At 52.6% G+C, this 12,069-nt stretch carries 13 protein-coding genes; 11 read left to right on the plus strand and 2 right to left on the minus strand.

What is annotated here, in order from left to right; genetic code table 11:
• Positions 1-44: 44 nt before the first annotated feature.
• Positions 45-173 carry a manganase accumulation protein MntS gene (gene mntS / locus M8370_RS17305; protein WP_013097458.1) on the plus strand — a complete coding sequence of 43 codons (129 nt, stop codon included), beginning with the start codon at positions 45-47 and terminating at the stop codon, positions 171-173.
• A gap of 283 nt (positions 174-456) precedes the next feature.
• The gene (locus M8370_RS17310; protein WP_023621661.1) at positions 457-2,040 is read left to right on the plus strand and encodes a phosphoethanolamine transferase; all 1,584 of its coding nucleotides are present in this window, start codon (positions 457-459) and stop codon (positions 2,038-2,040) included.
• 148 nt (positions 2,041-2,188) lie between these two features.
• Here the strand turns inward: M8370_RS17310 and ompX are convergent, their stop codons facing one another.
• Positions 2,189-2,707, minus strand: a complete 519-nt coding sequence (ompX, locus tag M8370_RS17315) for an outer membrane protein OmpX (protein ID WP_013097460.1) — start codon at positions 2,705-2,707, stop codon at positions 2,189-2,191.
• 354 nt (positions 2,708-3,061) lie between these two features.
• Here ompX and rhtA point away from each other — a divergent pair, with 354 nt between their 5' ends.
• The 6 genes from rhtA (at position 3,062) to ybiO (ending at position 9,672) form a co-directional block, all read left to right on the plus strand.
• Positions 3,062-3,949: a threonine/homoserine exporter RhtA gene (gene rhtA / locus M8370_RS17320; RefSeq protein ID WP_250021488.1), complete on the plus strand. Its 888-nt coding sequence runs from the start codon at positions 3,062-3,064 to the stop codon at positions 3,947-3,949.
• 299 nt (positions 3,950-4,248) lie between these two features.
• Positions 4,249-4,752 (plus strand): DNA starvation/stationary phase protection protein Dps, encoded by a 504-nt coding sequence (gene dps, locus M8370_RS17325; protein WP_013097463.1) that lies wholly within the window; start codon positions 4,249-4,251, stop codon positions 4,750-4,752.
• A gap of 361 nt (positions 4,753-5,113) precedes the next feature.
• The gene (gene glnH / locus M8370_RS17330) at positions 5,114-5,857 is read left to right on the plus strand and encodes a glutamine ABC transporter substrate-binding protein GlnH (RefSeq protein ID WP_013097464.1); all 744 of its coding nucleotides are present in this window, start codon (positions 5,114-5,116) and stop codon (positions 5,855-5,857) included.
• A 93-nt stretch (positions 5,858-5,950) separates the two neighbouring features.
• Positions 5,951-6,610: a glutamine ABC transporter permease GlnP gene (gene glnP / locus M8370_RS17335; protein ID WP_003858462.1), complete on the plus strand. Its 660-nt coding sequence runs from the start codon at positions 5,951-5,953 to the stop codon at positions 6,608-6,610.
• A complete protein-coding gene (gene glnQ, locus M8370_RS17340) occupies positions 6,607-7,329 on the plus strand; it encodes a glutamine ABC transporter ATP-binding protein GlnQ (protein ID WP_013097465.1) in 723 nt (240 codons plus the stop codon). The genes glnP and glnQ overlap by 4 nt, the downstream gene beginning before the upstream one ends.
• Before the next feature lie 129 nt (positions 7,330-7,458).
• Positions 7,459-9,672 (plus strand): mechanosensitive channel protein, encoded by a 2,214-nt coding sequence (gene ybiO / locus M8370_RS17345; protein WP_250021489.1) that lies wholly within the window; start codon positions 7,459-7,461, stop codon positions 9,670-9,672.
• 45 nt (positions 9,673-9,717) lie between these two features.
• Here ybiO and rlmF read toward each other — a convergent pair whose 3' ends face one another.
• Positions 9,718-10,626, minus strand: a complete 909-nt coding sequence (rlmF, locus tag M8370_RS17350) for a 23S rRNA (adenine(1618)-N(6))-methyltransferase RlmF (RefSeq protein ID WP_250021490.1) — start codon at positions 10,624-10,626, stop codon at positions 9,718-9,720.
• A gap of 243 nt (positions 10,627-10,869) precedes the next feature.
• On the opposite strand from rlmF, the gene mcbA reads away from it, so the two are divergent.
• The 3 genes from mcbA (at position 10,870) to ybiJ (ending at position 12,065) form a co-directional block, all read left to right on the plus strand.
• A complete protein-coding gene (gene mcbA / locus M8370_RS17355; RefSeq protein ID WP_250021491.1) occupies positions 10,870-11,136 on the plus strand; it encodes a DUF1471 family periplasmic protein McbA in 267 nt (88 codons plus the stop codon).
• Between the two features lie 116 nt (positions 11,137-11,252).
• Positions 11,253-11,519, plus strand: a complete 267-nt coding sequence (locus tag M8370_RS17360; RefSeq protein ID WP_013097470.1) for a DksA/TraR family C4-type zinc finger protein — start codon at positions 11,253-11,255, stop codon at positions 11,517-11,519.
• Positions 11,520-11,804: 285 nt separating this feature from the next.
• Positions 11,805-12,065: a DUF1471 family protein YbiJ gene (gene ybiJ / locus M8370_RS17365; RefSeq protein ID WP_013097471.1), complete on the plus strand. Its 261-nt coding sequence runs from the start codon at positions 11,805-11,807 to the stop codon at positions 12,063-12,065.
• The last annotated feature ends 4 nt before the right edge of the window (positions 12,066-12,069 follow it).

Consider the following 12,069-nt stretch of genomic DNA (forward strand, 5'->3'; position numbering starts at 1 on the left):
AGTCACCCTTCACGGATCGAAGGGATCAAAAATCAGGAGGTCTTATGAACGAATTCAAGAGGTGTATGACCGTGTTTACTCACTCCCCCTTCAGGGTGCGCTTAATGCTGTTGAACATGCTGTGCGATATGTTTAACAACAAGCCGCATCAGGACGACAAACCTTCTCACTAAGCGGCGTTGCGGTACGCCGCTTCATTTTGCCGTCATATTCCCGCTGTAAACTGGCCTCCGGCCGCCCTATTCCCGGTTTTTTTTACGGATTTGCAATCCTCTTCGCAAAACATCTGCTTAGCAACGGTTGATATTATTTAGCGCTCGCACTATCTTCTTGCAGCCCTGCACAATTTGCGGCTCGCTGAAGCGGACCCTCATTCCCTCTCCACGCACTGTCAGGCAGGTTATGACCCTTGACGCCAGGGTGAGCACATGGCGTTTTTATGCATGATAGTGACCTATGAATTTAACCCTGATAGACACCGTTGTTACCCGCAGTCGGGCCTTAAGTCCGTGGACGGCATTCTACTTTTTACAATCCTTGCTGATTAACTTTGCGCTGGGTTACCCCTTCAGCCTGCTGTATGCCGTTGCGTTTACCTGCATTCTGCATTTGCTGTGGCGTACCGCGCCGCGCGCGCAAAAAACGTTAGTGGGCATCTGCTCCCTGATTGCAGCGCTCTATTTCCCGTTTGGTCAGGCTTACGGTTCGCCAAACTTTAATACCCTGCTGGCGCTGCACTCGACCAATATGGAAGAGTCGACCGAGATCCTGACGATCTTCCCGTGGTACAGCTACGTGGTCGGCCTCTTTATTTTTGCGCTTGGCGTTATAGCGGTGCGTCGTAAACCCGAAGAGAAAAAAGCGTGGGGAAAAATAGAGACGCTATGCCTGGCATTCAGCGTGGTGACCTTCTTTGTCACCCCCGTGCAAAACCTGGCCTGGGGCGGCGTGTTCAAGCTGAAGGATACCGGCTATCCGGTGTTCCGCTTTGTAAAAGACGTTGTCGTCAATAACCAGGAAGTTCTCGACGAGCAGGCGCGCATGGCTGAGCTCTCCAATATGAAAGACACCTGGAACGTGCTGGCGGTGAAGCCGAAGTACCATACCTATGTGGTCGTCATCGGCGAAAGCGCACGCCGCGATGCGATGGGCGCGTTCGGCGGACACTGGGATAACACGCCGTTCGCCAGCGCCGTCAACGGTACCCTGTTTACCGATTATATTGCGGCCAGCGGCTCGACGCAGAAATCGCTCGGCCTGACCCTGAACCGCGTTGTCGACGGCAAACCACAGTATCAGGATAACTTTGTCACGCTGGCAAACCGTGCCGGTTTTCAGACATGGTGGTTCTCTAATCAGGGGCAAATTGGCGAATACGATACCGCCATTGCCAGCATCGCGAAGCGTGCCGATGAAGTACAGTTCCTGAAAAACGGTGATTTTGAAGCCGATAAAAATACCAAAGACGAAGCATTGCTCAAGATGACGGCGCAGGTTTTTGCCACGCAGCGTACGCAGCCACAGCTGATCGTCCTGCACCTGATGGGTTCACACCCTCAGGCCTGCGACCGCACGCAGGGGAAATACGCCGAGTTTGTGCAATCTAAAGAAACCTCTTGCTATCTGTATACCATGACGCAAACCGACGAACTGCTCAGCAAGCTGTACGATCAGCTACGTAATACGGGTGAGAGTTTCTCGATGGTTTATTTCTCGGATCACGGGCTGGCGTTTAAAGAGCGCGGTAAAGAGGTGCAGTATCTGGCGCACGACGATAAATTCCAGCAAAACTTCCAGGTACCGTTTATGGTGTTATCGAGTGATGACAAGAAGCATCGTATTATCACCGCGCGCCGCTCGGCCAATGATTTCCTGACGTTCTTCTCGCAGTGGACGGGGATTTCAGCAGAGCAGATCAAAAATGCTTACCCGTTTATCTCAAACAAGAAAGCTCCCCCAGTGTACGTTACCAACTTCAAGTTACAGAAAGTTGACTATAACCATTTGGGTACGGATATTTTCGATATAAAGAGTAAGTAAGCTGTGCGGTCTGATGCCCTCACCCTGGCCCTCTCCCACGGGAGAGGGAAAAACATTAAAAACGGCAACCCATGGTTGCCGTTTTGCTTTTACCTTGCAAAAAAAAATCCGCCACATGGGCGGATTTTTTACTGGCTCACCGAAGTGATTAGAAGCGGTAACCTACGCCCGCGATCCAGGTGCCAACGTCAACGTTGCGGATACGGCTCTGCTCATAGGAGAAGTCCAGAGCAACGTCTTCGATTGGGTTGAACTGCAGACCCGCGCCATAGGAGAAGCCGTAGTCGCTGTTGCTTGCAGTGCGGTTCAGACCCTGGTTTTCGGTCTGCTGGAATTTACCGTAGCCAACACCTACAACACCGTAGATGCTTGCCCAGTCGTTGATACGGTATGCTGGACCAGCGGTGATGCCGTAGTACTGGCCTTTGTTGTATGCGCCGTTTTCAGAACGATCTTTCTCGGTGTAGGTGAAAGAACCGATCACGCCCAGTGGGTTGTTATCCTGCTCGTAACGATACTTCAGGTTGAAACCGTTAGCTTTGTTCATTACGCCCTGCATATCGCTCTGAGCGTAACCACCGGTAACAGTGGAAGTAGCAGCTACAGCGGTACCTGCGGAAACAGCCAGTACAGCGGCCAGTGCTGAAAGACATGCAATTTTTTTCATAACCACCTCAAATGTGCTTCAAGTAAATCCGTAAGTTTTAAATATATCAAAAAAATTTGCGAAACTCTTTGTGATTCGTGATGTCTAACGGGACCTTTCCTGTAACAGAACGTTTCCAGCATCAGTTATCTTGTTCAAATCACAAAGGATTTCTGTTGCTAAATACTCATACTGCGCGTCAACGCCGTTACATTCATCCAGATTATTCCTAATCTGACAGGCGATAAAACCAGCAACGCTTATCCATTTTACGGATTTTCCCTGGTTTTTTTTCAACAGTAGCTCAACCGTTGCGCCATATTTCAATTACACTGCGGCTTTTACCCTATTTGACAAAAATTGACAGGAGAAAGGATGCCAGGGATATCCCGCACGTCATCGGTCTGGATGCCGGTTGCTGTAATTCTGATTGCAATGCTGTCTATACAGAGTGGCGCGTCCCTCGCGAAATCGCTCTTTCCACTTGTAGGCGCACCGGGCGTCACTGCCCTGCGTATCGCTTTGGGTACCCTGATCCTCGTGGTCATTTTTAAACCCTGGCGGTTGCGCGTCAAAAAAGAGCAGCGCCTCCCGCTGCTCTTCTACGGGCTGGCGCTGGGGTCCATGAACTATATGTTCTATCTCTCTATCCAGACCATTCCGCTGGGGATTGCCGTCGCGCTGGAATTTACCGGCCCGCTGGCGGTGGCCCTTTTCTCCTCCCGACGGCCTGTCGATTTTATCTGGGTGGTGTTAGCGGTTCTGGGGTTGTGGTTCCTCTTGCCACTGGGCCAGAGCGTCTCTGAAATCGACCTGACGGGTGCCGCGCTGGCTCTGGGCGCCGGAGCCTGCTGGGCAGTGTATATCCTCACGGGTCAGCGCGCCGGCGAAGAGCACGGCCCGGCGACCGTGGCGCTGGGCTCGCTCATTGCCGCCATCATCTTTGTTCCGCTGGGTATGGCTCAGGCGACGGTCTCTATCTGGCAGTGGTCAGTAATGCCGGTGGGTTTTGCTGTCGCCATCCTCTCAACGGCTCTGCCTTATTCACTGGAGATGATTGCCCTCACGCGGCTGCCGACGCGCATCTTCGGTACCCTGATGAGCATGGAGCCTGCACTGGCCGCCATCTCCGGTATGGTATTCCTTGGGGAAACCCTCACCTTTACCCAGACGCTGGCGCTGTGCTCCATTATTGCGGCGTCGATGGGGTCAACGCTCACCATGCGCCCTGAGCCAAAAGTTGAGAAAGTGGACATCCGCTAATACCGTATATTCTGCATGGCCTCGGTGCCATGCAGAATAAAGGCCAGTTCTGTATTATTTATAATTTCTTACATTCTTCGTCATCGAAAAGTCATATTTCTCTCGCCCTTAATGGGAAATAGAGAATTAAGATTGATCTGTGTCAATTTTAAAAAATACCATATGGTTCAACCAGTTAATAATTCAACTCCCTTCTTGCTATTAAACCAATAGGCACAGCCAAACCGCAGGAAAAAAATCCGGTGCTATACTTAGTTCCGTAATTACCTGGGACATAAACATCAAGAGGATATGAGATTATGAGTACCGCTAAACTGGTGAAAACGAAAGCGTCTAATCTGCTTTATACCCGTAACGATGTATCGGACAGCGACAAAAAAGCAACGATTGAGTTGCTGAATCGCCAGGTGATCCAGTTCATCGATCTTTCGCTGATCACCAAACAGGCCCACTGGAATATGCGCGGTGCAAACTTTATTGCCGTTCATGAAATGCTGGATGGCTTCCGCACAGCACTGGTCACCCACCTGGACACCATGGCCGAACGCGCCGTGCAGTTAGGCGGTGTGGCGTTGGGTACCACGCAGGTGATTAACAGCAAAACGCCACTGAAAAGCTATCCGCTGGATATTCACACCGTTCAGGATCACCTGAAAGAGCTGGCAGACCGTTATGCGATTGTGGCTAACGACGTGCGTAAAGCAATTAGCCAGGCTAAAGACGAAGATACTGCGGATATCTTCACTGCCGCGTCTCGCGACCTGGATCAATTCCTGTGGTTTATCGAATCTAACATCGAATAATCCATACGAATTTTCTATCAAACCCTCGCCTCTGGTGAGGGTTTTGCACATTTATGGTGCACACTTTTCCACTGAGACGCTGCAAACGTGAAAGAAATGTAATAATCACCTCACACAACCGTTAACGGAAGATTGTTTTTTCATCATTATTTGCGCTAAATATCTCCCCGTCAGTTGAGCCAAACGACGCGCACCAAAACGGTGCTCCACCTTGGTGCAATCAGACATCATTGCCACGCTTATTGTGCAATGCATGACATCCTCCCCTTTGCAAAACAACAGCTTGTAAAGTTGGCACGATTTTTTCATTGTGCCTGTCGTTCTCGCAGGGGATCGCCCCGTGGATATAAAAGGAAATGCTATGAAGTCTGTATTAAAAGTTTCACTGGCTGCACTTACCCTGGCTTTTGCGGTCTCTTCTCAGGCCGCCGATAAACTGGTTGTAGCCACCGACACGGCGTTTGTTCCGTTTGAATTCAAACAGGGTGATAAATACGTTGGTTTTGATGTGGATCTGTGGGCCGCAATCGCAAAAGAACTCAAACTGGATTACACCCTGAAGCCAATGGACTTCAGCGGTATCATCCCGGCACTGCAAACCAAAAACGTAGACCTGGCCCTGGCAGGCATCACCATTACTGATGAGCGTAAAAAAGCGATCGACTTCTCTGACGGCTACTACAAAAGCGGCCTGCTGGTGATGGTCAAAGCTGACAATAACGACGTTAAAAGCGTGAAAGATCTCGACGGTAAAGTGGTGGCGGTGAAGAGCGGCACCGGCTCCGTTGATTACGCGAAAGCGAACATCAAAACCAAAGATCTGCGCCAGTTCCCGAACATCGATAACGCCTATATGGAACTTGGCACCAACCGTGCTGACGCGGTTCTGCACGATACGCCTAACATCCTCTATTTCATCAAAACCGCAGGCAACGGTAAGTTCAAAGCGGTCGGTGAGTCTCTGGAAGCACAGCAGTACGGTATTGCCTTCCCGAAAGGCAGCGACGACCTGCGTACGAAAGTTAACGGTGCGCTGAAAACCCTGAAAGAGAACGGCACGTATAACGAAATCTACAAAAAATGGTTCGGTACCGAGCCTAAATAATTTTACCTGAATTCAGGTTTGTAACGCCCGGTGACGCTCATGCTTGCCGGGCCTACGTTTTTCGTTTTTCACCACGGTATACAGGAATACATCATGCAGTTTGACTGGAGCGCCATCTGGCCTGCCATTCCTCTCTTGCTTGAAGGCGCTAAAATGACCCTGTGGATTTCGGTCCTCGGTCTGGTTGGCGGGTTGATTATCGGTCTTGTCGCCGGTTTCGCCCGCACCTACGGTGGCTGGATTGCAAACCACATCGCACTGGTTTTCATCGAAGTGATCCGCGGCACGCCTATTGTCGTACAGGTCATGTTCATCTACTTCGCCCTGCCAATGGCCTTCACCGACCTGCGCATCGACCCGTTCAGCGCCGCCGTCGTGACCATTATGATCAACTCAGGTGCCTACATCGCGGAAATTACGCGCGGTGCGGTACTGTCGATTCATAAAGGCTTCAGTGAAGCGGGTCTGGCGTTAGGCCTTTCGCGTCGCGAAACCATCCGTCACGTGATTCTGCCTCTGGCGCTGCGCCGCATGCTGCCACCGCTGGGCAACCAGTGGATCATCAGTATCAAAGACACGTCGCTGTTCATCGTTATTGGCGTTGCTGAACTGACCCGCCAGGGCCAGGAGATCATTGCTGGCAACTTCCGTGCGCTGGAAATCTGGAGTGCGGTAGCCGTTGTCTACCTGATTATCACTCTGGTTCTGAGCTTCGTTCTGCGTCGTCTTGAAAGAAGGATGAAAATCCTGTGATTGAATTTAAAAACGTATCCAAGCACTTTGGTCCAACCCAGGTGCTGCACAATATCGATCTGAGCATCAAACAGGGTGAAGTGGTTGTCATTATCGGGCCCTCTGGCTCCGGTAAATCCACGCTGCTGCGCTGCATCAATAAGCTGGAAGAGATCACCAGTGGCGATCTGATCGTCGATGGTCTGAAGGTGAATGATCCGAAAGTGGACGACCGTCTGATTCGTCAGGAAGCGGGCATGGTGTTCCAGCAGTTTTACCTGTTCCCGCACCTGACGGCGCTGGAAAACGTGATGTTTGGCCCGCTGCGCGTACGCGGTGCCAACAAAGCGGCGGCGGAAGCGCTGGCTAAAGATCTGCTGGCGAAAGTGGGCCTCGCAGAACGTGCTCACCACTACCCTTCTGAACTTTCCGGTGGACAACAGCAGCGTGTGGCTATCGCCCGCGCGCTGGCGGTTAAACCGAAAATGATGCTGTTTGATGAGCCAACCTCCGCACTCGACCCGGAGCTGCGCCACGAGGTGCTGAAAGTCATGCAGGATCTGGCCGAAGAGGGCATGACGATGGTGATCGTGACCCACGAAATCGGCTTCGCCGAGAAAGTGGCGTCCCGCCTTATCTTCATTGATAAAGGCCGTATCGCAGAAGACGGTAACCCGCAGGCGCTGATTGCAAACCCGCCAAGCCAGCGTTTGCAGGAGTTTCTGCAGCACGTCTCCTGATTGCCAGACCTCTGAAATACAAAGCCGGGCATGCCCGGCTTTTTTACGCCAGATTGTTCCCAAAACACGCCCTCCGCTCCCTGCCCTCTATACTTATCATTTTGTTCGACATTTTCACCGGAGGGCACCGTGCCGTGGATCCTGCTGTTGTTGCTTAGCTTGTTTAGTGCGCCATCGATAGCCGTTGCTATCCCCGGCGTCACCACCGGAACGGCCACTGCGCAGCAAAAAACGCCTCCACCGGAACCGGATGCAGAAGAGAAAAAAGCCGCCTACAGTGCCCTTGCCGATGTGCTGGAAAACGACACCTCCCGGCAAGAGTTAGTCGATCAGCTGAGAAAAATTGCCGCCACACCGCCCCAGGAGCCCGTTCCAACCATCACCCCGCCGCCGGTAGAAGAGCAAAAGACGGTGCTGGAAAATGTGACCGAGGTTAGCCGCCACTATGCCGATGCCCTCTCCTCGCGCTTTGCCCAGCTCTATCGCAACCTGATGGGCTCTTCGCACAAGCCCTTTAACCCCCGGACGTTTACCGCGGCTGCCACGCAATTTTTACTGCTGGCGGCCGCCGTCTTCATTTTTTACTGGCTGGTGCGCCTGTGCGCGTGGCCCCTGTACCGAAAAATGGGGCAATGGGGTCGCAAGAAGAATCAGCAGAAAAGCAGCTGGTTGCATCTGCCGCTGATGATCGCCGCCGCGTTTATCATTGATTTACTGCTGCTGGCGCTGACGTTGTTTACAGGGCAATTGCTGGCCGACAGGCTGAATACCGGCAACAAAACTATCGCCTTCCAGCAGGCGCTGTTTCTGAATGCCTTCGCCGTAATTGAGTTCTTTAAGGCGCTGCTGCGGCTGATATTTTGCCCACGCGTGCCAGATCTTCGCCCTTTCACTATTCGGGATAGCAGCGCCAGATACTGGGCGCTGCGTCTGAGCGTGCTCAGCGGGTTGATTGGTTATGGTCTGCTGGTTGCCGTGCCAATCATCTCCAACCAGGTGAACGTCCAGTCTGGTGCGCTGGCGAATGTGCTGATTATGATCTGCATTACCGTCTGGGCGCTCTACCTCATCTTCCATAACAAAAAGACGATCACCGAGAGCTTGCTGCATCTGGCCGACCGTTCCCTTTCGTTCTTTAGCCTCTTTATTCGCGCTTTTGCCCTGGTGTGGCACTGGCTGGCCAGCGCTTACTTCATTGTGCTGTGCTTCTTCTCGCTGTTCGATCCCGGCAACAGCCTGAAATTTATGATGGGAGCCACGTTTAAAAGCCTGGCCATTATTGGCGTCGCGGCCTTTGTTTCCGGCCTGCTCTCTCGCTGGCTATCGAAAACCATTACCTTGTCTGCTCAGGTCCAGCGCAATTACCCGGAGCTGCAAAAACGGGTGAACGGCTGGCTTTCGGTTTCACTGAAGGTGGCGCGCATTCTCACCGTCTGTGTGGCGATTATGCTGCTGCTCAATGCCTGGGGACTGTTCGATTTCTGGAACTGGCTGCACAACGGCGCGGGGGAAAAGACCGTTGATATTTTAATTCGTATCGCGCTGATCCTGTTCTTCTCTGCCGTAGGCTGGACGCTGCTGGCCAGCCTGATTGAGAACCGCCTGGTCTCTGACATTCACGGCAGGCCGCTGCCAAGCGCGCGTGCCCGCACCTTGCTCACCCTGTTCCGCAACGCGCTGGCGGTTATAATCAGTACCATCACGATTATGATTGTGCTTTCGGAAATTGGCGTGAATATCGCGCCACTGCTGGCCGGTGCGGGTGCGCTGGGTCTGGCTATCTCCTTCGGCTCGCAGACGCTGGTGAAGGACATCATCACCGGTATCTTTATTCAGTTTGAAAACGGCATGAACACCGGGGATCTGGTGACCATCGGGCCGCTGACCGGCACCGTTGAGCGAATGTCGATTCGATCCGTCGGCGTGCGCCAGGACACCGGGGCGTACCACATTATTCCGTGGTCATCGATTACCACCTTCGCCAACTTCGTCCGGGGTATTGGCTCGGTGGTGGCAAATTACGATGTCGATCGTCATGAAGATGCCGATAAAGCCAAACAGGCGCTGCGGGACGCGGTAGATGAGATGATGTCCATGGAGGATATTCGCGGCCTGGTGATTGGCGAGCCGTCGTTTGCCGGTATTGTCGGGCTGACCAACACCGCCTTTACCCTGCGCGTGTCGTTCACCACCCAGCCGCTCAAACAGTGGACGGTACGTTTTGCCCTCGACAGCATGGTGAAAAAACACTTTGATCTGGCGGATGTGCGTATGCCGGTGCAGACGTATCAGGTGCTGCCGCCGCCTGCCTCGCCGCTCCCTCCGCAGGAGCCGACGCTGTAACCGAGCCGGGTGGCGGCTTCGCCTTACCCGGCTTACGACGGCGTGCTATTTGCGACGTTTGTTATCGTCCATAAACGTCCAGGCGATAAAGCGGCTCTGTTTTTGTCCCTGCGCCATCTCTTTTTTCACCACCTTCACGGCACCGGCTTCGGTCAGCGCGCGGTAGAGCGGCGGCAGGTTATCGCCGCGCGAAACCAGGGTGGTAAACCATTTCACCTGGCGGGCAAACTGTTTACTTTCCGCGAACATGCGCAGGATAAACGCCACCTCGCCCCCTTCGCACCACAGCTCCTGCTGCTGGCCGCCGAAGTTGAGCGCGCCATCTTCAGCCTGACCCAGATTGCGACGCTTACGTTCGCTCCCGGCGCGGGCGGCAGCCGCTGAATCATGGAATGGCGGGTTGCAGAGGGTGGCGTCGTAGTGCTCGTTCTTGTGGATAATGCCGTTGAAAATAGAGGCGGCATCTTTCTGACGGCGTAAGCGAATAGACCGACTTAAGCCAGGATTGGCATTAATGATCGCCTGCGCGCTGGCAAACGCCTCAGCGCCAATTTCGCTCCCGGTAAAGCGCCAGTGATATTCATGCACGCCGATAAGCGGATAAATCAGGTTCGCGCCGGTCCCAATATCCAGAACCGTGGCCTGCTGAGGAATAACGCCGCCACGATCGTCAGCCAGCAGATCGGCAAGATAGTGGAGATAGTCGGCACGCCCCGGCACGGGCGGGCAGAGAAAGCCTTCCGGGATATCCCAGTGCGTAACGCCGTAAAAATGCGCCAGCAGGGCTTTATTCAGCATTTTTACCGCCTGCGGGTCGGCAAAGTTGACCGAAGGCTCACCGGCTGGGGTCTGCACGATGTAGTCCTGCAGCGGAGGGCAGCTCTGGCATAACGCCTTCATGTCATAGCGGCTGCGGTGGCGATTTCGCGGGTGTAATCCCGGCTTGGAAGTCATGGCATTCTCCTTTAAACAGCGGCGTAAGATACCCTGTGCGGGAGCAACGGTAAATATCTCTCTGCTGTGCGCAAAAAAACGCCATAAATCAGTGACCTTTATGTCGCTGATCTGTCAGCGAATTGTCAATTTATATCGTTCAAAAAATAAGCAGATCATCATCAAATTTTTGCGCTAAATCACACTCGTCAGGCTTCTAAACTTAAAGGGAATCACCTGTTGTTTCCCCCTGAGGATGTGATTATGAAAAAATACCTGACTCTTGTTGTTATCGCTGGCGCGCTGGCGAGTGCGTCATTTTCTGCCATGGGCGTTCAGTCACTGACCGAAAGTACCGATACCAGCCAGCTGCGCCCCGCAGGCACCGTCTCGGTAAGCCGTGCAAGTAACCTTGACGATCTGCAAAACAAGCTGGCCGAAAAAGCGCGCGAAGAAGGTGCGAAAGGCTTCGTGGTGAATTCCGCTGGCGGCGATAACCATATGTATGGCACAGCAACCATCTATAAATAAGTTCCCCTTCCGAGAACCACTGCATCTGGCTGACAGATGCAGTTCTCACCCCCGTCTTGACTGTACGTTTTTTGACCCCATATGAATAAGATACACACCGAACGTGAGGATAAGCCATGGCTTCCGGATGGGCGAATGATGACGCCGTTAACGAACAGATCAACAGTACCATTGAAGATGCCGTTGCCCGTGCTCGCGGTGAAATTCCGCGCGGTGAAAGTTTAACGGAATGTGAAGAGTGCGGAGAAACGATTCCGGAAGCGCGCCGTAAAGCCATGCCCGGCGTACGGTTATGCGTCTCCTGCCAGCAGAATAAAGATTCAAAAAACAAATCACATTCAGGATATAATCGCAGAGGATCGAAAGACAGCCAGTTACGTTGACTTTCCTTTACCGAAGTTCACCGCGCAAGCGATTTCCTTTACGCTCACGATTTTTTAACAGGCGCGTAGCAAAATGTGCCATGAATCATGCGTCTGTAAACCGGAGCGACAAGAACTGTAAATTGCCCTTCTGAATTTATTAATATTCAATAAGTTATTTGTCATTCAATTTTTTTGAGCAACCACGTCAATTCTCTTCGATTTTATCTGCCGAAAAAAAACGTGATACTTATCACATCGACGGAACATCGTCCCCTTAACAGAAAAACCTGCGAGAGATTAATTATGAAAACCATCAAATATGCTGTTGCTGCTGTTGCCCTGTCTGCTCTGTCTTTTGGCGCTTTCGCTGTAGAGCCCGTTTCTTCTGCTCAGGCACAGAACATGAATAAAGTAGGTGTGGTGAGTGCTGATGGCGCAACCACGCTGGACGGTCTGGAAGCCAAACTGGCTGAAAAAGCCGCTGCGGCCGGTGCAAGCGGATACACCATCACCTCCGCTAACGGCAATAACAAGCTGAGCGGCACTGCGGTTATCTACAAATAATCGA

The sequence above is a fragment of the Enterobacter cloacae complex sp. OE43NF genome (assembly GCF_023544405.1).
Taxonomy (GTDB): domain Bacteria; phylum Pseudomonadota; class Gammaproteobacteria; order Enterobacterales; family Enterobacteriaceae; genus Enterobacter; species Enterobacter cloacae.